The 22,014-nt window shown below is 64.0% G+C and carries 25 protein-coding genes; 12 read left to right on the forward strand and 13 right to left on the reverse strand.

The window, feature by feature from the left end; all coding sequences use genetic code 11:
- Positions 1 to 32: 32 nt before the first annotated feature.
- Positions 33 to 1,331, reverse strand: coding sequence for an ergothioneine biosynthesis protein EgtB (locus tag B4F51_RS07180; protein WP_296224407.1), 1,299 nt, complete (start codon positions 1,329 to 1,331; stop codon positions 33 to 35).
- A 77-nt stretch (positions 1,332 to 1,408) separates the two neighbouring features.
- Positions 1,409 to 2,455, reverse strand: a complete 1,047-nt coding sequence (gene egtD / locus B4F51_RS07185) for an L-histidine N(alpha)-methyltransferase (RefSeq protein WP_296224408.1) — start codon at positions 2,453 to 2,455, stop codon at positions 1,409 to 1,411.
- Between the two features lie 487 nt (positions 2,456 to 2,942).
- Here egtD and B4F51_RS07190 point away from each other — a divergent pair, with 487 nt between their 5' ends.
- The gene (locus B4F51_RS07190) at positions 2,943 to 3,635 is read left to right on the forward strand and encodes a TerC family protein (protein WP_296224409.1); all 693 of its coding nucleotides are present in this window, start codon (positions 2,943 to 2,945) and stop codon (positions 3,633 to 3,635) included.
- Here B4F51_RS07190 and B4F51_RS07195 read toward each other — a convergent pair.
- Positions 3,632 to 4,633 carry a threonine dehydratase gene (locus B4F51_RS07195; protein WP_296224410.1) on the reverse strand — a complete coding sequence of 334 codons (1,002 nt, stop codon included), beginning with the start codon at positions 4,631 to 4,633 and terminating at the stop codon, positions 3,632 to 3,634. The two genes, B4F51_RS07190 and B4F51_RS07195, sit on opposite strands and share 4 nt — an antisense overlap.
- Before the next feature lie 204 nt (positions 4,634 to 4,837).
- Here B4F51_RS07195 and B4F51_RS07200 point away from each other — a divergent pair, with 204 nt between their 5' ends.
- Positions 4,838 to 5,632 (forward strand): thymidylate synthase, encoded by a 795-nt coding sequence (locus B4F51_RS07200; RefSeq protein ID WP_296224411.1) that lies wholly within the window; start codon positions 4,838 to 4,840, stop codon positions 5,630 to 5,632.
- Positions 5,629 to 6,132, forward strand: coding sequence for a dihydrofolate reductase (locus B4F51_RS07205; RefSeq protein ID WP_296224412.1), 504 nt, complete (start codon positions 5,629 to 5,631; stop codon positions 6,130 to 6,132). The genes B4F51_RS07200 and B4F51_RS07205 overlap by 4 nt, the downstream gene beginning before the upstream one ends.
- A 73-nt stretch (positions 6,133 to 6,205) precedes the next feature.
- Here the strand turns inward: B4F51_RS07205 and pmbA are convergent, their stop codons facing one another.
- A complete protein-coding gene (gene pmbA / locus B4F51_RS07210; RefSeq protein ID WP_296224413.1) occupies positions 6,206 to 7,582 on the reverse strand; it encodes a metalloprotease PmbA in 1,377 nt (458 codons plus the stop codon).
- Positions 7,583 to 7,653: 71 nt separating this feature from the next.
- Between pmbA and yjgA the strand changes: the two genes are divergently transcribed.
- Both yjgA and mog read left to right on the forward strand, forming a co-directional pair.
- Positions 7,654 to 8,271, forward strand: a complete 618-nt coding sequence (gene yjgA, locus B4F51_RS07215) for a ribosome biogenesis factor YjgA (protein WP_296224414.1) — start codon at positions 7,654 to 7,656, stop codon at positions 8,269 to 8,271.
- Positions 8,268 to 8,906: a molybdopterin adenylyltransferase gene (mog, locus tag B4F51_RS07220; RefSeq protein ID WP_296224415.1), complete on the forward strand. Its 639-nt coding sequence runs from the start codon at positions 8,268 to 8,270 to the stop codon at positions 8,904 to 8,906. Before yjgA ends, mog begins: the two co-directional genes overlap by 4 nt.
- Positions 8,907 to 8,909: 3 nt before the next feature.
- Here the strand turns inward: mog and orn are convergent, their stop codons facing one another.
- Positions 8,910 to 9,569 (reverse strand): oligoribonuclease, encoded by a 660-nt coding sequence (gene orn, locus B4F51_RS07225; RefSeq protein WP_296224416.1) that lies wholly within the window; start codon positions 9,567 to 9,569, stop codon positions 8,910 to 8,912.
- Between the two features lie 63 nt (positions 9,570 to 9,632).
- Between orn and B4F51_RS07230 the strand changes: the two genes are divergently transcribed.
- From B4F51_RS07230 to B4F51_RS07240, 3 genes are read left to right on the forward strand one after another with little or no spacing between them, the layout of a single operon-like run.
- A complete protein-coding gene (locus tag B4F51_RS07230; protein WP_296224417.1) occupies positions 9,633 to 10,889 on the forward strand; it encodes a M48 family metallopeptidase in 1,257 nt (418 codons plus the stop codon).
- Entirely contained in the window at positions 10,886 to 11,833 is a 948-nt protein-coding gene (gene rsgA / locus B4F51_RS07235) for a ribosome small subunit-dependent GTPase A (protein ID WP_296224418.1), read from the forward strand. Before B4F51_RS07230 ends, rsgA begins: the two co-directional genes overlap by 4 nt.
- A gap of 31 nt (positions 11,834 to 11,864) precedes the next feature.
- A complete protein-coding gene (locus tag B4F51_RS07240; protein WP_296224419.1) occupies positions 11,865 to 12,179 on the forward strand; it encodes a hypothetical protein in 315 nt (104 codons plus the stop codon).
- A gap of 16 nt (positions 12,180 to 12,195) precedes the next feature.
- Here the strand turns inward: B4F51_RS07240 and B4F51_RS07245 are convergent, their stop codons facing one another.
- From B4F51_RS07245 to rpsP, 6 genes are all read right to left on the reverse strand, one after another.
- The gene (locus B4F51_RS07245) at positions 12,196 to 13,137 is read right to left on the reverse strand and encodes a CobD/CbiB family protein (RefSeq protein ID WP_296224420.1); all 942 of its coding nucleotides are present in this window, start codon (positions 13,135 to 13,137) and stop codon (positions 12,196 to 12,198) included.
- 109 nt (positions 13,138 to 13,246) lie between these two features.
- On the reverse strand, positions 13,247 to 13,930 hold the full coding sequence (locus B4F51_RS07250; RefSeq protein WP_296224421.1) for a CoA pyrophosphatase: 684 nt from the start codon (positions 13,928 to 13,930) through the stop codon (positions 13,247 to 13,249).
- A 108-nt stretch (positions 13,931 to 14,038) separates the two neighbouring features.
- A complete protein-coding gene (gene rplS / locus B4F51_RS07255) occupies positions 14,039 to 14,425 on the reverse strand; it encodes a 50S ribosomal protein L19 (RefSeq protein ID WP_296224422.1) in 387 nt (128 codons plus the stop codon).
- A gap of 195 nt (positions 14,426 to 14,620) precedes the next feature.
- Positions 14,621 to 15,409: a tRNA (guanosine(37)-N1)-methyltransferase TrmD gene (trmD, locus tag B4F51_RS07260; protein WP_296224423.1), complete on the reverse strand. Its 789-nt coding sequence runs from the start codon at positions 15,407 to 15,409 to the stop codon at positions 14,621 to 14,623.
- A gap of 23 nt (positions 15,410 to 15,432) precedes the next feature.
- A complete protein-coding gene (gene rimM / locus B4F51_RS07265; RefSeq protein ID WP_414706709.1) occupies positions 15,433 to 16,074 on the reverse strand; it encodes a ribosome maturation factor RimM in 642 nt (213 codons plus the stop codon).
- Positions 16,075 to 16,120: 46 nt separating this feature from the next.
- Positions 16,121 to 16,375, reverse strand: a complete 255-nt coding sequence (rpsP, locus tag B4F51_RS07270) for a 30S ribosomal protein S16 (protein WP_021195488.1) — start codon at positions 16,373 to 16,375, stop codon at positions 16,121 to 16,123.
- A 145-nt stretch (positions 16,376 to 16,520) separates the two neighbouring features.
- Here rpsP and B4F51_RS07275 point away from each other — a divergent pair, with 145 nt between their 5' ends.
- The 4 genes from B4F51_RS07275 (at position 16,521) to B4F51_RS07290 (ending at position 19,162) form a co-directional block, all read left to right on the forward strand.
- Complete coding sequence (locus B4F51_RS07275) at positions 16,521 to 17,594, forward strand: PQQ-dependent sugar dehydrogenase (RefSeq protein WP_296224424.1); 1,074 nt, start codon at positions 16,521 to 16,523, stop codon at positions 17,592 to 17,594.
- A 195-nt stretch (positions 17,595 to 17,789) separates the two neighbouring features.
- Positions 17,790 to 18,188 carry a hypothetical protein gene (locus B4F51_RS07280; RefSeq protein WP_296224425.1) on the forward strand — a complete coding sequence of 133 codons (399 nt, stop codon included), beginning with the start codon at positions 17,790 to 17,792 and terminating at the stop codon, positions 18,186 to 18,188.
- Between the two features lie 145 nt (positions 18,189 to 18,333).
- On the forward strand, positions 18,334 to 18,516 hold the full coding sequence (locus B4F51_RS07285) for a hypothetical protein (RefSeq protein ID WP_296224426.1): 183 nt from the start codon (positions 18,334 to 18,336) through the stop codon (positions 18,514 to 18,516).
- A 190-nt stretch (positions 18,517 to 18,706) separates the two neighbouring features.
- Positions 18,707 to 19,162 (forward strand): TM2 domain-containing protein, encoded by a 456-nt coding sequence (locus B4F51_RS07290; RefSeq protein ID WP_296224427.1) that lies wholly within the window; start codon positions 18,707 to 18,709, stop codon positions 19,160 to 19,162.
- A 7-nt stretch (positions 19,163 to 19,169) separates the two neighbouring features.
- On the opposite strand, the gene B4F51_RS07295 is transcribed toward B4F51_RS07290, so the two are convergent.
- Entirely contained in the window at positions 19,170 to 20,303 is a 1,134-nt protein-coding gene (locus tag B4F51_RS07295) for a PA0069 family radical SAM protein (RefSeq protein WP_296224428.1), read from the reverse strand.
- A 72-nt stretch (positions 20,304 to 20,375) separates the two neighbouring features.
- Positions 20,376 to 21,995: an alkaline phosphatase D family protein gene (locus B4F51_RS07300; RefSeq protein ID WP_296224429.1), complete on the reverse strand. Its 1,620-nt coding sequence runs from the start codon at positions 21,993 to 21,995 to the stop codon at positions 20,376 to 20,378.
- Positions 21,996 to 22,014: the final 19 nt, after the last annotated feature.

A 22,014-nucleotide genomic window follows, 5' to 3' on the forward strand; every position in this document is an offset into this window, starting at 1 on the left:
CGCAAGGGGCCTTTTCTTTTGCTGCGCCAGGATCAAAGCGCACAGGTCCGGAAGCCGACGAAGACGTCATCGCGCTCCGGCAGCAGGAACCCCCGGAAGCGCGGATGGCGCGCGCGCTGCGGCGTGTGCGCAGCGGCGCCACGGATGGTCTGCATCGTCATGAAATGCGGTGCCGACAGGCTCGCCACCCGGCCGCGCGGCACACCCGGCACGAAATCCGGATACGGCTCGAACGGCGATGAGGTCCACTCCCACACCTGCCCCCAGTGGAAGCCGGCGCGATCCCGCACGGCGGCCATCTCCCATTCTTCCTCGGTGGGCAAACGACGGCCGGCCCAGCGGCACCATGCCTGCACCTCGTATAGGCTCACGTGCCGCACGGGCTCGTCGCGATTGAGCGTGCGGGCCTGGCCGTAGCGCAGCGCCTGCCAAGTGCGTGTAGCAGGATCACGTTGCCAGCCCAGCGGCGCGGAGCGCTCCTGCATCATCAACCACTCCATGCCGGCCGGTGACCACCACTGCGGATGGTCATAGCCACGGTCTTCGATGAATTCCAAATACTGGCCGTTGGTGACCGGCTGGGCATCGATCTCGAAGGCGGGCACATAGGTGTGATGCGGCGGACATTCGTTGTCGAAGACAAAACCGTCTGCGTCAGGCCAGCCCATCTGGAAGCGGCCGCCGGACAGCGAGAGCGTCTGCGCGGCTGGTACGGCCACGGCAGCCAGCGGCGGCTGCCCAGCCGGTTGCAGACCCAGTATCTGCAGCAGGCCGTGCAGATGCTCGGCGCGCAGGTCTTCATGGAAGACGGCCCAACGGAACGGCTCAAGCGCCGCGTCGTCATCGGTGCCGAGCGTGGCCAGTTTGCGCAACACCCGATCGAGCACGTCGTGCGCGTATTGCTTGACCGCCGCGATGCCCGGAAGCGTCAACTCCCAGCAGGCGTCGGGCGGCATGCGGTCCATGTCGAAGAAGGTGTCGGCACCATCCAGCGCGGTGGGCAGCGTGGCCTGCCAGCGCGCCAGATCCCATTCGGTGCCGGCGCCGTCTTCGACGGTGTCGCTGCCATTGCGGCGCGGCTCGCGCAGGCACCAGAACTCGGCAAACCAGGCGAGCTGACCGAGCGTCCACAGTGGCGGCGCGTGATGCGGCACGCGCTCGATCTGCCAGCCGCGCTGCGTGTCGCCAAATGCAGCCAGCAACGCCAGCGTACGGTTGCGCGCATCGACCAGACTATGAGCGATGCCCTGGCGCGGCAGGCGGCGGCCGTCGGTCCAGTCGGGGAGCGATCCGATGAACGTCGGATCGGGGAGCATGAAGAATTCAGCCATCGCGGCACACCTCGGGCGGGAACCGAGCCATTATCGCACCGGCTTACTCCGCCCTCCCGCCGTTGCCGTTCGGGCCTCTAGCGACCGATGCAGGCGTGGCAGACGGCAAAATCGCCGCCGGCGTCGGTCCAGGTGTGCAGGTCTTCAAAACCGGCATCGACAAAGAGTGCCTGCAGGCGCGGCAGGTCGTATTTGACGGAGTTTTCGGTATGCAAGCGCTCGCCAACGGTGAAGGCGCGCGCCTGATCGGCCCAACACACTGTCACGTTGCGACGGGCCTCAAGGTGCATCTCAATGCGGTGCATTTCGGCGCGGTACAGCGCGACATGGCGCCAATCCTGCACATCAAAGTCCGCACCCAGCAGACGATTCAGGTTGCGCAGCACGTTCAGGTTGAATGCGGCGGTCACGCCAAGCGGATCGTCATAAGCGGCTTCGAGCCGGCGCACGTCCTTGATCAGGTCGACGCCGATCAGCACGCTGTCGCCGGGCGCTGAAGCCTCGCGCAATCGCGCGAGAAACGCCTGCGCGTCATCCGGCGTGAAGTTGCCCAGGCTCGATCCGGGATAGAACCACACGCGCCGCCCGTCGCCCACGGCATCGGGCAGCACCAGCGGCTCGCACAGGTCTGCGCCGATGCCGACCATCGGCAGTTGCGGATGTTGCCGCGCCAACGCGCGCAACGTGTCGCGCAGGAATTCGGCAGAGATATCGATGGCCACGTAGCGCGATGGCGCCAGCGTGCGGAACAGCCGCGCCGCCTTCTCGCAGTTGCCAGCCCCCAGGTCGATCAGCGTGGCGCCGCGCCCGACGCGCAGGGCGATCTCAGCGGCGTGCAGGCTGAAGATGGTGGCTTCGGTGCGGGTCGGGTAGTACTCGGGCAGGTCAGTGATCGCCTCGAACAGGCGCGAACCGAGCGCATCGTAGAAGAACTTCGGACTCACGCTGGCAACCGGCGCCAGCAAGCCTGTCTCTGCCTCAGCACGCAGGGCCGCGTCGTCCTCGGTGAAGAGTTGGTAGAAGGTCAGGCCGGCGCCGACGGCATCGACTATCGGCGCCGGCTGGACCAGGCGAGCCAGCGCGCGGCGGGCATAGGCATCGGCGGATGGCTTGGTGGCCTGCATGGTGTCTCCCGGTGGGGTGGAACGGCACGGTACAGCATGGTCATGAAAGCCACTGGCAGCGAGAAATGTGCCACTAGCTCCGCACTGGTGAAATTGCAGCGTAGCCGCCGCTTCATGACAGCGCCACCGTTCTTTCACACGAGAATGTCACAACGCGGCATGACGCCAATCGTAAAAATCACCATCGCCGCTGAAAAATGCGTACACATGACGGTATGACGCCGGTATCGCGTTTTTGCAGTGCAACATCATTCGGCTGCGCTATAATGCGGGCTTCCTCAAAGGGGAGTAGCTCGGGGGTTCTTCAGCCCCAGGCACGATCGTCATGACGAAGCTCGCGCTTCCGGTCGTGCCGGCACCGGCAGGTTCCCAACCTGTTCGTGTCGAGCAAGACCTTTGCAACCGGATTCATGGTCTGCAAAGCGTCACGTCCCTGCCTTCCATGTAATCCGGTCAACCCTGTTTCTTGTTTGACTCTGGAGCCATCATGGAGTGGTTGTCTGAAATTTTCACCATGCAGTTTGCTGCCGCGCTGGCCTCGATCGTCGTGATCGACCTTGTGCTCGCAGGCGATAACGCCATCCTCATCGCACTGGCCGCGCGCAACCTTCCGCACGAACTGCAGAAGAGAGCAATCCTGTGGGGCGCGGCGGGCGCCATCGTTGTGCGTGCGCTGATGACGCTGGCAGTGGTGTGGCTGCTGAAGATCCCGGGCCTGATGCTGGTGGGTGGCCTGGCACTGGTGTGGATCGCCTGGAAACTGCTGGCTGACGACGGCGGCGACGATGGCGAACATGGCCCCGCCAGCACCACGCTGATGGGCGCGATGAAGACCATCATCATCGCCGACGCGGTGATGGGCATCGACAACGTGCTCGCCATTGCGGGCGCGTCACACGGCAATTTCCTGTTGGTGGTACTCGGTCTGCTGATCAGCGTGCCGGTGGTGGTCTGGGGCAGCGGCGTGGTGCTGCGCCTGATCGAGCGTTTCCCGCTCATCATCTACGGCGGTGCGGCAGTGCTGGCCTACACGGCGGCTCACATGATCGTGGCCGAACCCATCCTCAAGCCGTTCTTCGCTGAGCAGCCCCCGCTGACATGGGCTGTTTACGTAGTGGTGTTCGTGATCGTGCTGGGCGGCGGCTGGCTGGTGCAGCGTCGCCGCCAGCAGCCGGCTTAAGCCGGGATCGACTGACCGGCGAAGACTTGCGCCAGCATGGCGCGGTCGATGTTGCCGCCGGTCAGCGGCAAGCCGACACGCAAACCGGCAATCTGCTCGCGCTGCTGCCACGCGCCCGCCAGGGCGGCAGCGGCAGCGCCTTCGGCCACGTTGTGCGTGGTCGAGAAATATAGGCAAATGGCCTCGGCCACCTCGCCATCCGTCACGGCGACAATCTCGTCGACACCGGCACGGATCACCGCCAGCGCCTTGGCATCCGGCGTGCGGCAGGCTAATCCATCGGCCAGCAGCGTCGATACCGGCGCCGACACCACCGCACCACTCGCAAACGAGTGCTCATAACATCGCGCGTGTGCCGACACGACGCCAACAATGCGCGTCGACAAACCCAGCGCGTCGCGCGCCGCCACTGCCGCGCAGATGCCCGAGCCCATGCCGATCGGCACATACACCACATCCAGCGGTGCCGCGTCGAAGAATTCCAGCCAATAGCTCGCCACCCCGGCGACGAGGTCTTCGTGATACGCCGGCACCAGGTGCAGTCCACGCTCAGCGGCGAGTTGCGCAGCTGCTTCGCGGCTGGCCTGGAAATCGTCTCCGGCTTCGATCAGCTCTGCGCCCAGCGCACGCATGGCGCCGTTCTTCTCCACGCTGTTGCCGTACGGCACGACGATGGTGGCTGCCATGCCATTCTGGCGCGCAGCCAGGGCGATCGACTGGCCGAGGTTGCCGCGCGTCGCAGCAATCACACCGCGCAGTTCCGGCTCGCGGCGACGCAGCGCATGCAGATAAGTCAGGCCACCGCGTACCTTGAAGGCGCCCACTTCCGTATGGTTTTCGTGCTTGACCCACACCGCCGTGCCCATGGCCTGCGAGAGGAGCGGCCAACAATACTGCGGCGTCGGCGGGATCACTGCATTGACGACACTTGCAGCAGCGCGCAGACGGCGCAATTCAGCAGCACGGTTGAGTGAGGCGGCGGTGGTAACGGGCGACATGACGATCTCCAGCAGACAGTTTGATTCGACAGGCCTATCTTCCCTGCCCGCTGACTCGCAGAACATCGACAGTTCTGCGATTTGTCAGTCAAACTGTGCCGCCCATTCGACCAGGCCAGTTTCCAGACACTTCCAGTACAGTCACCACCTTGTCGGGCAAGTTACAATGCGGCTCAATCGATTTCCGACGCCCTGCTCGCCGCAATGCAGCCCTATCTCGACCTGATGCGCCATGTCTACGAACATGGCACCGACAAAGCCGACCGCACCGGCACCGGCACGCGCTCCGTGTTCGGCCACCAGATGCGCTTCAACCTGCAGGATGGCTTTCCGCTGGTGACCACCAAGAAGGTCCACATCAAGTCCATCGTCTATGAACTGCTGTGGTTCCTCCAGGGCGCAACCAACGTGCGCTGGCTGCAGGACAACGGCGTGACGATCTGGGACGAATGGGCTGACGCCGAGGGCGAGCTGGGCCCGATCTACGGCTACCAATGGCGCTCCTGGCCTTCGCCCACCGGCGAGCACATCGACCAGATCGCCGAGCTGATCGCGCAGATCAAGCGCAACCCCGATTCGCGCCGGCTGATCGTCTCGGCCTGGAACGTGGCCGATATCCCGCGCATGAAGCTGCCGCCCTGCCACGCGTTCTTCCAGTTCTACGTGGCCGACGGCAAGCTGTCGTGCCAGCTCTACCAGCGCAGCGCCGATATCTTCCTCGGCGTGCCGTTCAACATCGCCAGCTATGCGCTGCTCACGTACATGATTGCGCAGCAGACCGGCCTGGATGTGGGCGACTTCATCTGGACTGGCGGCGACTGCCACCTCTACAACAACCACTTCGAACAGGTCGAAACGCAACTCGCGCGTGAACCGCTGCCGCTGGCGAAGCTGCACATCAAGCGCAAGCCCGAGAGCATCTTCGATTACCAGTACGAAGACTTCGAGATCGTCGGCTACCAGAGCCACGCAGCCATCAAGGCTCCCGTCGCCGTATGACCATCCTGACCCTGATCGTCGCACGCGCCCGCAACGGCGTGATCGGACGCGACAACACGCTGCCCTGGCGCCTGCCCGAAGACCTCGCACACTTCAAGCGCACCACCATGGGCGCGCCCATCGTGATGGGCCGCAAAACGTACGACTCGATCGGTCGCCCGCTGCCCGGCCGGCGCAACATCGTCGTCACGCGCAACGCCAAGCTGGAGCTGCCGGGTTGCGAGATCGCCCATTCGCTGGAAGACGCGCAGCGCCTGTGTGTGGGTGTTGAGCAGATCTTCCTGATCGGCGGCGCGCAGCTCTATGCGGATGCCCTGCCGAGCGCCGACCGCCTGATCGTCACCGAGATTGATGCGGACTTTGAAGGCGACGCGCACTTCCCGGCGCCCGACCCGACGGTCTGGCATGAGGTTGCCCGCGAGACACACCACGCCGCCACGCCCAACGATTTCGACTACGCCTTTGTCACGTACGAACGGCCACCGTCGGACGAGCAGTAAGCCGATCGCGAAATCGCAGGCAACAAAAAAACGCGCTCAGTTTCGAGCGCGTTTTTTGTATGAGCGAATGGGCTTACTCGCCAGCGATCGTCATCTGTTCAATCAGAATCGAACCGGTTTCCTTCGTGCCGCGCACCAGCGCATCTGCGCCGATGGCGACGATCTGGCGGAACATCTCGCGCAGGTTGCCGGCAATGGTGATCTCTTCCACCGGATACTGAATCACGCCGTTCTCGACCCAGTAACCCGATGCGCCGCGCGAGTAGTCGCCGGTCACGTAATTGACGCCCTGCCCCATCAGCTCGGTCACCAGCAGACCCGTGCCCATACGGCGCAGCATGCCGGCAAAATCGTCCTCAGGCTTGGTCTTGTCGGAGAACAGCGTCAGGTTGTGCGAGCCGCCCGCGTTGCCAGTGGTCTGCATGCCCAGCTTGCGTGCGGAATACGTCGACAGGAAGTAGCCCTCCACCACGCCATCCTTGACCACGTCGCGACGCTGCGTGCGCACGCCTTCCTCGTCGAACGGCGCGCTGCCCATGCCGCTCAATACATGTGGGTCTTCCTTGATCTGTACGTGCGGTGCGAAGATTTCCTTGCCGAGCGAATCGAGCAGAAAAGTCGACTTGCGGTACAGCGCCCCACCCGACACGGCCTGCACGAACGCACCCAGCAGGCCAGCCGCCAGCGGCGCCTCGAACAACACCGGGCACTTGCGCGTGGTCAGCCTGCGCGCGGACAGACGTGCCAGCGCGCGCTCCGCAGCGTACTTGCCGATGGCTTCGGGCGCGGCCAGATCCTTGGGCGAGCGCTTGGACGAATACCAGTCATCGCGCTGCATATGCGCGCCCGCCCCCGCGATCGGCGCGCACGAAATAAAGTGTCGCGAATACGGATAGCCACCTAGGAAACCGCGCGAGGTCGCCAGCACGAAGTGCGAATGCTGCGCCGAGATGCTCGCGCCATCGCTGTTGCGGATCTTCGGGCTCACGGCGAAGGCGGCGGCTTCGGCAGCGCGGGCGATCTCAACGGCGGCTTCAGCGTCGATCGTCCACGGGTGGTAGAGCTGCAGGTCGCGCGGATGCTTTTCCAGCAGCTCTTCTTCGGCCAGGCCAGCGCAGTCGTCGTCAGCGGTGAAGCGCGCGATGTTGTAGGCAGCCTCCACCGTGGAGCGCAGCGCAGCCGGCGAGAAATCCGACGTGCTGGCGTTGCCGCGCTTCTTGCCCAGCATGACCGTCACGCCGACGATCTTGTCGCGGTTCTGCTCGATGGTCTCGATCTCGCCCTTGCGCACCGTGACCGACAAGCCCTGGCCTTCGGAGATTTCCGTTGCGGCATCGGTGGCGCCGAGCTCACGTGCAACGCGCAGCACATCGCGCGCCATCTCTTCGAGCTGTTCGCGGCGGTAGGCAAACACAGAGTCATCAGTCTTGGAATCGAGCGTTTGGGACATAGGCAAGGAAGGGGGGAGAAACGGGGCCGTTTTGGCGTAGGCGCCCATCATAGCAAGATACAATGCGCGCCATGAGCCGAGCATCCCGACACAACCCTACGTATCTGCAACCCGTCGTGCGTACCGACATCGGTGACGAGGACGATCCGGATACGCCCAAGAGCAAATCGCAGCGCAAGCGCGAGGTGAACGCCCTGCAAGACCTGGGCACCGCCCTAGAAGCGCTGCCCAAGGACAAACTCGCCAAGGTGCCGTTGCCCGACACGCTGGCCGACGCGCTGCGCGATGCAAAGCGCATCACCGCCCACGAGGGCAAGCGTCGCCAGATGCAGTACATCGGCAAGCTGATGCGCGCCCTGACCGACGAGGAAGTCGAAGCCATCCGCCGCGTTTTGGCCACCTTCGTTGGCGCCTCCAAGGCAGAAACCGCACGCCTGCACGCCATCGAGCGTTGGCGCGACCGCCTGATCGCCAGCGACGATGCCGTCACCGACTTTATTGCAGCGCACCCGGACGCCGACGTGCAAGCCCTGCGCACGCTGGTGCGCAACGCACGCAAGGAAGCGCAACTGGCCAAGCCGCCCAAGTCGTCGCGCGAGCTGTTCCAGATGGTCAAGCAGGCCCTGGCCGGCAATGACCGCGACGAAGGCGACGCCGATCAACCCGAAGCCGAAGACGACGAAGCATGACTGCCTCCGCCCCGCTCACCCGACGCCACCCCGACGAACTGATCGTCGGCTTTGTGTCGATCTCGGACCGCGCCTCGGCCGGCACGTATCAGGATGAAGGGATTCCGGCGCTGCGCGACTGGTTTGGCGCCGCGCTGTCGTCGCCATGGCAAGGCGTGGAGCGGCTGATTCCGGACGACCAGGCCACCATTTCGGCCACGCTGATCGACCTCGTGGACCACGTCGGCTGCAATCTGGTGCTCACCACAGGCGGCACCGGCCCGACGCGCCGCGACGTGACACCCGAAGCCACGCTGGCGGTGGCCACTAAGGAGATGCCGGGCTTTGGCGAGCAGATGCGGCAGATCAGTCTGAACTTCGTGCCGACGGCGATCCTGTCACGGCAGGTGGCGGTGATCCGCGAGACGCCGTCACGCGCGGCGCTGATCGTCAACCTGCCCGGTCAGCCGCGCGCCATCAAGGAAACCCTGGAAGGTGTGAAGGACGTCGAAGGCCGCGCCACGGTGCCGGGCATCTTCGCGGCGGTGCCCTACTGCATCGACCTGATTGGCGGCCCGTACGTCGAAACGCACGACAGCGTGGTCAAGGCCTGGCGGCCCAAGCACGCCGTGCGCGCCAAACCGCTGCAGATTTAAGGATTACGGTGCAACCGAGGAGGCCAGCGCTTCGGCTTCCGGCATCTGCGGTACGTCACGGATAAAGTGCTCGCGGTAGTAACGCAGCTCTTCGATCGACTCGATGATGTCCGCAAACGCCGTGTGCCGTTGGTGCTTGGTAAAGCCCTTGGCGATGGCCGGCTGCCAGCGCTTGCACAGTTCCTTGAGCGTGGAGACGTCCAGGTTGCGGTAATGGAAATACGCCTCCAGCTTGGGCATGTAGCGCGCCATGAAGCGGCGGTCCTGGCAGATCGAGTTACCGCACATCGGCGACTTGCTCTTGGGCACCCACTTCTTGAGAAACGCCAGCAACTCCGCTTCCGCTTCCGCTTCCGTGGTAGTCGACGCCTTGACCTTGTCGATCAGGCCCGAGCGGCCGTGCGTGCCCTTGTTCCATGCGTCCATGCCGTCCAGCAACTCGTCGGACTGGTGGATCACCAGCACCGGGCCCTCGGCCAGCACATTCAGCTCCGAATCTGTCACCACCACGGCCACTTCGATGATGCGGTCGTTCTCGGGGCTCAGGCCAGTCATCTCCATGTCGAGCCAGACCAGGTTGTTGTCGCTCTTGGCGGCAACGCGGTGGGGGGTCTGGGACGATGCGGCCGGTTGTTGAATCGGCTGAGAAGCGGAGGTGCTCACGGAATGCCTTGAGAAAATGACTGAAGGCTATAATTTTCGCATATCTGATAGGTGTTTCCCCACATGCCCGCCTTTACTGCAGTCTTCCTGATCGCTCTCTTGCTGATGTCCGCCACGCGCCTGTGGCTGGCCGCGCGGCAGATCCGCCACGTGGCGCGCCACCGCGATACCGTGCCCGCACAGTTTGCCGAGTCGATCACGCTGGACATGCACCGCAAGGCCGCCGACTACACCGTCGCCCGCACCCGGCTGGCGATGCTGGAAGTGCCCGTGCAGGCAGTCCTGCTGATTGCGCTGACGCTGCTCGGCGGGCTGAACTGGATCAACCAGGCGTGGCTAGGCGTGTTCGGTCCGGGCTATGCCTACGGCGTGGCGCTCATCGCGTCGGTCATCGTCATCAGCAGCGTGGTCGAGCTACCGTTCTCGCTGTATGCGCAGTTTGTCGTCGAAGAGCATTTCGGTTTCAACCGCATGACCTGGAAGCTCTGGGCCATCGACTTGGTCAAGGGCATCGCCATTGGCACCGTGCTCGGGCTACCGCTGCTGCTGGCCGTACTGTGGCTGATGGACAAAATGGGCGCGCACTGGTGGTTGTACACCTGGATCGTGTGGATGGCCTTCATGCTGTTTGTCCAAGCGATCTATCCGAACGTCATCGCGCCGCTCTACAACAAGTTCACGCCCCTGCAGGACGAAGAATTGCGCACCCGCATCGAAAGCCTGCTCAAGCGCTGCGGCTTTGCCAGCAAGGGTCTGTTCGTGATGGACGGCAGCCGTCGCAGCGCGCACGGCAACGCATACTTCAGCGGCTTTGGCGCGACCAAGCGCATCGTCTTCTTCGATACGCTGCTCGAACGCCTCAACCCGTCCGAAATGGAAGCGGTGCTCGCGCACGAGCTGGGTCATTTCAAACGCCACCACATCACCAAGCGCATCGCCGTGACGTTCGTGCTGAGCCTGGGCGCACTGGCGCTGCTCGGCTGGCTGATGACCCGGACGTGGTTCTATCTGGGCCTGGGCGTAGCGCCCAACCTGTTCTCCGACAACCACGCGCTGGCGCTGATGCTGTTCTTTCTGGCGCTGCCGGTGTTCACGTTCTTCATCTCGCCGATCGGCAGCCTGTCTTCGCGCAAGGATGAGTACGAAGCCGATGCCTTCGCGGCACAGCATGCCGATGCGAAGCAACTCGTCTCGGCGCTGGTGAAGCTCTTCCAGGACAATGCCTCGACGCTGACGCCCGACCCGGTCTATTCGGCGTTCTACTACTCGCACCCGACGGCCTCACAGCGCGTCACACGCCTCGTGCAGGCCGGCGCATGACGCGCGGCAAACCGGGCCGTGCTCACAAGCAGACTGCCACCGGCGAGCGCGGACTGGTGATCGCCGCGCACGGCCGCCATTATCTGGTCGAACGCGAAGGCGGTGGCTTCCTGCAGTGCTTCCCGCGCGGCAAGCGCAGCGAATGCGCTGTCGGCGACCACGTCATCTTTGAAGCCACGGCTGTCGACCAAGGCGTGGTCGTACGCGTGGACGAGCGGCGCAACCTGCTCCACCGCTCCGACCAGTTCAAGTCCAAGATGCTGGCCGCGAACCTCGATCAGGTCGTCATCATGCTTGGCACCGAGCCGAGCTTTTCCGATGACCTGCTCGGCCGCGCACTGGTCGCCGCCGAATCGCTCGGCATCACGCCGCTGATCCTGCTCAACAAGATCGACCTGACCGCCCGGCTGGAGACAGCCCGCGGACGGCTGGCGCTATATCGCGAGCTTGGTTATACGGTCGTGGAGTTGACAGTGCATGGCGCACCGGAGGCCGCGCACGCCGCCCTGGAGCCGCATATCGCCGGCCGCGCGTCGATCCTCATCGGCCAGTCTGGCATGGGCAAATCATCGCTGCTGAACCTGCTGATCCCGGGCGTGGATGCGCAGACGCGCGAGATTTCAGAGAAGCTCGATTCCGGCAAGCACACGACCACCTTCACGCGGCTCTATCATCTGCCGGCCGACTGGGGCCAGGGCGGCGTGCTGATCGACTCGCCGGGTTTCCAGGAATTCGGTCTGCACCACCTGAGCGAAGGCATGCTCGAACGCGCGTTCCCCGAATTCCGGCCGCACCTGACCGAATGCCGCTTTTATAACTGCCGACACCTGCAGGAGCCCGGCTGTGGCATCCTGGGCGCAATGGCCGAAGGCAAGATCGATCCGCGCCGGCACCAGCTCTATGCGCAGTTGCTGCACGAATCGGAGCAGCAGAAGCCCTGGTAGCGGCCCGTAGCGACCGATAGAAGAGGCAGGGATGAAACTGTTAGTCAGCAGTCCATCGCTCGGCATGGCGGCGCATTGGCAGAACGTGCTCTCTGCCGCAGGCATCCGCACCGAGTTGCGCAACATCTACCTGAGCAGCGTGGCAGGCGATGTTCCGCCGCAGGATTGCGCCGCGCAGGTCTGGCTGGTGAATCCAGAACAGGAAGCGCAGGCACGAACGCTGCTGGATCAGGCGCGGCATCCGCCAAGCGGCCCTGCCTGGCGTTGCTCCCACTGCGGAGAGATGCACGAGCCGCAGTTCGCCCAATGCTGGCGCTGCGGCCACGACCGCGAGGATGCGGCCTAGAAGGACAGATGGGAATTCAGCCCAGCCACACGGCGACCGACAGCATCGCCAGCAGCAGCATCCACAGCACGACCGCGCGCCACACCAGCCCCACGGCCGATTGCAGCGTGCGCACGTTCGCCTCCTGCCCCACTTCCATCGGATACGCGCCGTCTTCGTCGGCAATGCTCTCGGCGGAATCACGCTGCGGGATGGGCATGCCCAGGCGCACGCCCAACGCGCCGCCGCCGGCCGCCAGCAGGATGCCGTTCACCTCGTCGCTCCACTTGGCGGCACGATTGCGCCACGCGTACACCGCATCTTCGAAATTGCCGACGATGGCGAAGCCGATGGCCGTCAGGCGCGCCGGCACGTAATCAATGATGAAGAACGCCTGGCGCGCGAACAGGCCCAGCGCAGGGCTGCGTTCCATCGACGGCTCGCTCCAGTGGCGCGCCAGATATTCGGCGCCGCGATACAGCACCACGCCCGCTGGCCCGATCGGCACGAGAAACCAGAAGAACACGCCGAACACATGGCGATGCACCGCCACGATCGCGCATTCGAGCGTGTGGCGGACGACCTCATTGACCGGCATGTCGGTCGTATCCCGCCCGGACCACTCGGCCAGAATCAGCCGTGCCGTGACGACGTCGTCGCTGCGCAGTGCTTCGTGGATATCGGTGAAGTAATGGCTGAACTGGCGGAAGCCCAAGGTCAGATAGACCATCAGTACGTTCCACAGAAACGCCAGCCCGATACTGATCGACGACAGCAGGTAGTGCACCAGCGCCACCACCACCACGGCCGGCAGCGTGACCACGCACCAGGCCAGGATGGCATCGCGGCGCTGTCCGGTATCGAACCAGGTTTCCGCCCGTGCAGCGAGTGCGCGCACAACGTCGTAGATCGGGTTGTCCCGGCTGAGCGCACGGAATTGCTCAAGGATCAGCGCGCAGAGTACGGAGAAAAAGGTCATTGGACTGGTGTTGCGAAGGCGCGTGCCACGCCGTGAATGCGATGTGCAAGACGATAGCATACGGCGTGCGCACAACAACGCACGCTGTGAGGCCCTGTTGTCACATCCGCTACGCGGCCAGCAGGTGATACAGGTTGCGCAGCATGCCCGCGGTGGCGCCCCAGATAAAGTAGTAGCCACCGTCCGGCCGCCGATAGGGCATGGCATAGAAGCGACGCACGCGGTCTTCCCAACGCAGTTCGCGCACTTCGTGGTTGGATGGGTCCATCAGGAAGGCAAGCGGTACCTCGAACACCTCGGCGACCTCGCTTGGGGCCGGGCGCAGATTGAAGTCGGGCGTGAGCAATCCGACGACCGGGCTCACATGAAAGCCCGTGCCGGTAATGTAGTCCGGCAGACGGCCCACCACCTCGACGAAATCGGGACCGATGCCGACCTCCTCCACCGTCTCGCGCAGAGCGGTGGCAACCATGTCGCGGTCGATCGCCTCTCGGCCGCCACCAGGAAAGCTGATCTGTCCGGCATGTTGGCTCAAGGAGGCATTGCGCTGCGTCAGTAACACCGTCAGGCCCGCCGCGCGCTGCACCAGCGGCACCAGCACAGCCGCCTCACGCAGTTTGAGTGAGCCGTCAATCAGACGGGATTCGTCGGTATGCTCCGGCTGCCAGGTGGGCTGAGCATGCAGACGCTCGCGCACAAAATCGACAGTCAGCCGCATGGCACCGAGTGCCGGCAAGGGCGCTGCGGCTTGCAACACCGGCAACTGCTCTGGATCGAACGCGGGACGGCGCATGGGGCGGAGATGGAATGATCGTAGGCGGAAGGCAATTACGTGAGGGCAATTTTCCGCCGCAAAAGAGAAAAAAGGCACCCGAAGGTGCCTTTTCGCAACGCGCGCAGATTACTCCGCAGCGACTTCCTTGCGCTTGAAGGTCAGCTTCTCCTTGATGCGTGCCGACTTGCCCGAGCGCTCGCGCAGGTAGTACAGCTTGGCACGGCGCACATCGCCGCGACGCTTCACTTCGATGCTGGCCAGCAGCGGCGAGTACAGCTGGAACGTACGCTCCACGCCTTCGCCCGAAGAAATCTTGCGAACGATGAACGACGAGTTCAGGCCGCGATTGCGCTTGGCAATCACCACGCCTTCATACGCCTGCACGCGCTTGCGGTTGCCTTCAACGACGTTCACGTTGACGATCACGGTGTCGCCAGGGGCGAACGGGGGGATCGTCTTGTTGGCCGTCAGGCGCTTGATTTCTTCCTGCTCGATTTGCTCGATGAGATTCATCTTTTTCTCCTTGACCATCATGCCGGCGTTTTGCCCGGTCGGTTGACCGCGGCCCCGGTAGAGGATGGGAACTTCGGAATTTCCGCAGAACTACTGCGCAATCCAACCTTGCCCTTGCGATGCTCGCCATACCAATGTACGGCTGCGCTTCTCAGGTCAACCTCGAATCGCTCGCTACGTTCTGCAAAGCTTCCTTCACTTGGCCGAGGCTTCCGGTGTGGAAGCTTCCGGCCCCTTTGCCGTCGTCGCCGCGGCAGCGAGGAAAACCTCATCGCTGCGGGACAACAAACCCTGCTTGCGTGCCGCCTCGATCAGATCGGGCCGCTTGCGCATTGTATTCAACAGCGCCTGCTGGCGGCGCCACTTCTCGATCTCGGCGTGGTGGCCGCCCAGCAAGACATCGGGCACACGCACGCCTTCGTACTCTTCCGGCCGCGTATAGTGCGGGCAGTCGAGCAAGCCATTGACGAAGCTGTCCTGCACCGCCGACTGCGCATCGCCCAGCACACCGGGCAACTGCCGCACCACCGCGTCAATGATGGCCATCGCCGCAATCTCGCCACCGGAGAGAACGAAATCGCCGAGGCTGATTTCCTCATCGACACGACGGTCGACCAGGCGCTGATCAATCGCCTCGTAACGCCCGCACAGCAGCGTGAGCGCCGGCAACTGCGCCAACTCCATCACTCGCCGGTGCGTGAGCGGCCTGCCTTGCGGCGACAACAGCACCACATGCGAAGCCGCCGGCGCCTGTGCCTGCTGGATCGCGTCCAGCGCAGCTTCCAGCGGCCTGGCCAGCATCACCATGCCGGGGCCTCCACCATAAGGCCGGTCGTCTACCGTACGGTAGTTGTCCGTCGTGAAGTCGCGTGGGTTCCAGGTGCGCAACGTGTACACCTGCTGCTTGGCTGCGCGGCTGGTGATACCCCAGTCCGTCAGCGCCCGGAACATGTCCGGAAACAACGAGATGACGTCGAACTGCATCGCCGAATTCTCCGGCCGCATGTTCAGTAATCCAGACCCCAGTCGACGACGATGCGCTTACCAGCGACATCCACCGACTTCACGTAAACCTCGACAAATGGCACCAATCGCTCGACGTCGTCCTCGCCAACGATGCGCAGAATCTGATGCGCGCCGTTGTCGATCAGGCCCGCCACCGTGCCGAGCGTTTCCTGCTGCTCGTTGACGACCGTGGCGCCGATCAGGTCGACCCAATAGAACTCGTCGTCGTCCGGTTCTGGAAAATCGGCCCGGCTGACCCACACCGCACAACCGCGCAGCGCCTCGGCAACATTGCGATCAGGCGCGGCAGGCGAGCCTGCCACCACCGTACCGCTGTGTTCGCGCGATGTACCGACAGGGAATACCAGCCAGTCCGTCGATGCTGCAAGCACCCCGGCGGCAGGCTTGAGCCACCAAGTGCGGGCATGCAGCAGCGCATCGGCATCGCCGTGCGGCTGGACCTTGACCCAACCGCGAATACCATAAGCACCGCCCACATAGCCGACCTCGACCAGATCGTCGGGAAGCGATGGATTGGTGCTTGCCCCCGGGCGCATGGCTTGCAAGCGCTCAGCCACCTTTTGCGAGGTCGCCTGCGTTGCGACGGCCACAGGACCGGGTCGTGTCGATGCGGCGCGCGTCACAGCAGAATGTGCACGGACGGCACCGTCGATCGACGCATGCTAAAACTTAGGCAGCAGCCTTCGCAGCGCCTTGCTTCACCAGACGGGCAACCGTCGGCGACAGTTGAGCGCCAACACCTTGCCAGTAAGCCAGACGATCTTGCACGAGGCGCAGACCTTCTTCGCCATCTTTGGCGAGCGGGTTATAGAAACCAACGCGCTCGATGAAACGACCATCACGGCGGTTACGCGAGTCAGTCGCGACGATGTTGAAGAACGGGCGCTTCTTGGAGCCACCGCGGGCCAGACGGATCACGACCATGGATCTTTTCCTTGAAAAACTGGGTATGCGTACAGAGAAACGCGCAAGTATAGCCCAATTTTCCAGACCAAACAAACACTTAGGTTCAGCGCGGGCGCGCAGCGGTTGGCGTGCGTGGCACGAGCGTTACGCGCGGGCAGCGATTGTGCTTGCGGCATGGCTTGGCGTTGCGCTGCCGGCCGGCGCCAAGTTGCCGATCGAAACCCTGCGCGTGCCACCCGGCTTCCAGGCCGAGGTGCTGACAGATGCGATGCCGGCTGCACGCGAAATGGCGCTGTCTCCAGCCGGCATCCTGTACGTCGGCAGCCGTGCTGGCAAAGTCTATGCGCTGGCGATGCAGACGCCAAATGCGCCGGTGCGCACGGTGGCCTCCGGCCTGCAGCTTCCTGTCGGCGTGGCTTGGCGCGATGGCAGCCTGTACATCTCGGCCGTATCGCGCGTGGTGCGGCTCGATGGCATCGACAAGCGCCTGGACAACCCGCCCGAACCCATCGTCGTTAATGACAAGCTGCCCACCGAGACGCACCACGGCTGGAAGTTCATTGCGTTCGGCCCCGACGGCAAGCTGTACGTACCCGTAGGCGCCCCGTGCAACATCTGCCGCCCCGACGAGAGCCGCTACGCCAACCTCATGCGCATGAACGCCGACGGCAGCCACCTCGAACTCGTCGCACGCGGCGTCCGCAACACGGTCGGCTTCGACTGGCACCCGACCACGCACGAGCTGTGGTTCACCGACAACGGCCGCGACTGGATGGGCGACGACCAACCCGACGACGAACTCAATCGCATCGCCGCACCCAACCAGCATTTCGGCTTTCCGTTCTGCCACGCCGGCGACATCGCCGACCCGGAATTTGGCGCGGGCCATCCGTGTAGCGACTACGTGCGACCAATCACCAAGCTGGGCGCGCATGTGGCAGCGCTCGGCATGCGCTTCTACACGGGCACCAGCTTCCCGGCGGCGTACCGCAACAACATCTTCATTGCCGAGCATGGCTCGTGGAACCGCTCATCCAAGGTCGGCTACCGAGTCATGCGCGTGGTGATCGATGAAGCAGGCAAGGTGACAAAGCAAGAACCCTTCGTGCAAGGCTGGCTGCAGGGCGAGCGCGTCTGGGGCCGCCCCGCTGACGTGCTCGTCACACCGGACGGCAGCCTGCTGATCGCCGACGACTACGCTGGCGCCGTGTATCGCGTCCGCTACATCGGAAAATGACGCTCGCATCGCCTATTGCCAGGGCAATGCGTGCGGGAAACATCTCGTTACACGGGAAACCTTTGGACAGTGGATGCGACCTGAGTGAAGCCTTACATTGACAGGCATGAACACGCGCTGCCGGTCTCTCTTGCTCATGCCAGGAACACGCGCGGCGCGTGGCGCTTTCGAACCCTTGTCCGACAGGAGATAGCCATGCCGATCCGTGCATTGCTTCACCCCTTGGCGGCGGGTGTTCTGATTGTCGCCTCTGCGGGCGCCCTGGCTGCCAACGCATCGGCGCGTCAGGCCGCCGTCGCCTTTGCAGAACCCGCCATGCCCGCCTGGACGCAGAGCGCCAACGCTGCGCCGCGTGCGCAGCCGATGGTGGCGCAGATGTTCTTCGCTGATGCCCGCAGCGACCAGGCTGCCCGCATCCGCGCGCAGATGGAGCGGATGGAGGCGCGCGCCCGCGCCGACGACCGCCTCAACGGTCGCGTGCAACCCCGCGAAGGCAGCGGTCGAGGCGACTGGCAACAGCAGGAACGCATGCGCCAGGAACGTGGCAATGGCGGCGGTCAGGGCGGCAACTGGCGCGGCTCGCGACGGGGCTGACCGCTACATCAACTTGGCTGCTCCAGACCGCCACATTTCACATCGCGGAACTTGCTTTACACACCTCAGTCGTATTAGCTGGTGAGTGGCACACGTTTGGCGTGCCATTTCCATCACACCAATCACAACGACAACAGGTGCCTCCATGCTGTTCCAACTCCACCGCCATGTGCGGCTCATCCTGGGTCTGATATGGACCTCGGCCTTCATGCTGATGCTCGCCCACTTGCTCTACGGCGAAGTCAGCCTGCGCCAACAGGCGCCCCAACTGCTGCAAGACCTGACGGCGTCGCTGAGCGTGCCGTCGCTGCGTCCGGTTCCGATTTAGCGCCCCCGCCCTTCCCGCCACAGCGCCATCGCAACGCTGCGTGCGTCCGGCCGAACTGAAAGCCGCCTCCACTGATTGTTGATGCGTCCTCGAGACGCGCCCCAGTGCAGCCAACGGGCTGCGCCGCGGATTGTCTCGGGCGTAGAATGCACGACGCTGTTGCCGTGCTGCCGTGTGTTCTACGCCCATCATGCCTACGATCGCTCTCCAAAAAAAATCCAAGCTGCTGACCGTGCTGCTCGCCTTCCTATTCGGGAGCGTGGGCGCCCATCGTTTCTACCTCAAGGGCGGGCGCGACTTCTGGGCGTGGACGCAGGCGCTTTCCATGGTGCTCGGCGTCGTGGGCGTGGCCCTGCTGTGGACGACCAATCGGGCAAGCCTGCCCGGCTGGATCTGCGCCATCGTCGGCGGATCGTCCGTGCTGGCCGGTTACCTGTCAGCGCTGGTGTATGGCCTGCGCCCCGACGATAAATGGGATGCGCAATTCAATGCCGACGGCACGCCCACACAATCGGGCTGGCCTATCGTACTGTTGACCATCCTCACCCTCATGATCGGCACCGGCCTGCTGATGGCCGGCCTTGCCATCACCTTCCAGACCTATTTCGAAACGCAGGTGCAGGCAGCGAAGGAGCTGTCGCAGTAATTCGCCGTCAGAACAGGCTGCCCTGGCGTTCGTCAACCGGCTTCCTTGGCTTGATGACGCGCACGGGCGGTTTGAACTGCGAGGTGTCGAGCACCAGTTCGTTGTAGCGGTGATAGCTGAAGCCGAACTTGTCGGCGCACTTGTAGAAGCGTTGCCGCAGCAGGTCGGCCCAGATGCCGGTGCCGCGCATGCGCGTGGTGAAATCAGCCTTGTAGTCCTGGCCGCCGTGCAGGTCGCGGATGCGGTTCATGACGCGTTGCGCACGGTCAGGAAGATGCGCCATCAGCCAATCCTGGAACACAGCGTTCAGCTCATTGGGCAGGCGCAGCACGATGTAGCTCGCGTATGTGGCGCCCGCCTCGCGCGAAGCTTCCAGGATCTGCTCCATGTGGTCGTCGGTAACGAACGGGATCATCGGCGCAACGCTCACTCCCACCGGAATGCCCGCCTGGGCCAGCGTGCGGATCGTGCGCAGGCGGCGCGAAGGCGTGGCCGCGCGTGGTTCCAATTTGCGCGCCAGATCCGCATCGAGCGTAGTGATCGTAACGGCCGCCACGACGAGGTTCTTGGTGGCCATTGGCGCGAGCAGGTCGATATCGCGTTCGATCAATGACGACTTGGTGATCAGTCCAACGGGGTGGTCACAGTCGTGCAACACCTGCAGCACGTCGCGCGTGACGCGCAGCTCTCGCTCGATGGGTTGATATGCATCCGTGTTCACGCCCAGCGCAATCGCCTCGCAACGGTAGCCCGGCTTGGCCAGCGTTTCTCGCAACACCTCCGCAGCGTTCGTCTTGGCGAACAGCTTGGTCTCGAAATCGAGCCCCGGCGACAACTCCAGATACGCATGCGTTGGCCGCGCGAAGCAGTACACGCAGCCGTGCTCGCAGCCGCGATACGGATTGAGCGACACACCAAACGGAATGTCCGGCGACTGGTTGTGGCTCAGGATCGAGCGCGCACGCTCAATGGAAATCGTGGTCTCGATGCGTGGCGGCGTGTCCTCGGGATCTAACTGGCCGACGAGCGACTGCCAGCCATCATCAACGCGCGCGCGTTCATCGCGCTCGAAGCGGCCTTGCAAGTTGGACGTGGCGCCACGCCCCTTGCGCGGGACATGGCGATCGGACGGGTCGGACACAGCGGAACAGGTCGGATGCGGGGCCCGCTGATCGTATCGCATCCGCCTGCAGTCCGCTGTGCGTGGCGCTCGCTACGCTTCCGGGTCCAGCTTCACCTCCCAAAGCGACTTGCCGTCCAGGTCATGCAGCGAGACCATCATCGTGCGCGTGGCCGGGTCGATCTTGGCGCGACCGTAGTACTGCTGCAGCGCGGCCGGCGACTGGTTTTGTGGATTGTCTTTGGGGATGCTGATGTAGCGCAGATCCGGCCCGAAGGTCTGGTCCACCTCGTTCGGGCCGAACGTGCCGGCGTTGATCGGCCCGCCGACAAATTCCCAGAACGGCTTGAACTCGGTGAACTTCGCGCGCGACGGATGGTAGTACGTCGCCTGCGCATAGTGCACATCGGCCGTCACCCACACCACGTTCTGGATGTTCTCCTCCTTGATGAAGCGCAGGATGTCGGCCAGCTCAAGTTCGCGGCCGGACGGTGCGCCGTCGTCAGCATTGGCCCACGCCTCGAACGTGCCCTTGGGCACATCGGGGTTCAGGTCGGGCACCACCAGCGAAATCGGCATGTCACTGGCAATCACCTTCCACGTTGCCTTCGATTGCTTGAGCGATTGCTTGAGCCACGCCGTCTGTGCCGGGCCGAGGAATGCGGAATCGGCATCGAGCGTGGTCTGTCGGTTGGGCGAGTTGCGACCGCGATAGCTGCGCTCGTCGAGCATGAAGACGTCCAGCAACGGACCGTACTGGAACGCGCGATAGATCTGCTCCGGGTCGATCGGGTTGAAGCGGAACGGGTTGTATTCGAACATCGCCTGCCGCGCACGTGCGGCCAGCAGCGACGCGCTGCGCTCCTGATAACGCTTCTCTTCGGGGCCGATCTGCTGGCCGGGGTACCAGTTGTTGCGCACTTCGTGATCGTCCCACTGCACAAGGAACGGCACTTCGGCGGCAAAGCGGCGCTTGTTCTTGTCGAGCTGGTTGTAGGCGAACGCGCCGCGATAGTCGTCGAGCGTCTGCGCAACGTGCGATTTGGCTTCGGTGACAAGGTTCGTCCACAGCGAGCCATCCGGCAGCTTCACCTCGGCCTGAATGGGGCCGTCGGCGTAAATCTGGTCGCCCGAGTGGATGAAGAAATCGGGCGACTCTCGACGCATCGCTTCATACAGGCGATAGCCGCCGAAGCGCTCGTTGATGCCCCAGCCCTGGCCGGCCTCGTCACCCGAGAAGACGAAGCAGATCTCGCGATTGGCTTGCACGGGCGTCGTACGGAAGCGACCAGTGACGGGCTCGCTGAACGCCTTGTCGTGCACGAGGTCTTGAAAGCTGACGCGATAGAACAGATCGGCGCCGGACGGCAAACCCGTCAGGTCCACGCGCGCGGTCAGGCCGCTGCCTTCGATGGCGGACGGGCCGATGCGGCGGGCAGCGTTCTTGAAAGCGGTGTCGGTCGAATATTCGACGATCATGCGTGCCGGGCGGTCGGTACGGCTCCAGACGATGGCGCTGTCGGCGGTCACGTCGCCGCTCATCACGCCGCCGGGCAGTTGCGGGCGCAGACGTTCGGAAGTCACCACCGCTGGGGCCGCGCCTTGCGCCAGCACCTCGCCGATGCGCGAACCGAGCAACGCGCTGCCGCTGGCGGAAACAAGACCCTTGATGAGCGTGCGGCGGGTCGGCTTGAAGATCGGCTGGTCGGACATGGTGGCTCCGGGTATCGGT

The sequence above is a fragment of the Ralstonia sp. UBA689 genome (genome assembly GCF_002298975.1).
Taxonomy (GTDB): Bacteria; Pseudomonadota; Gammaproteobacteria; order Burkholderiales; family Burkholderiaceae; genus Ralstonia.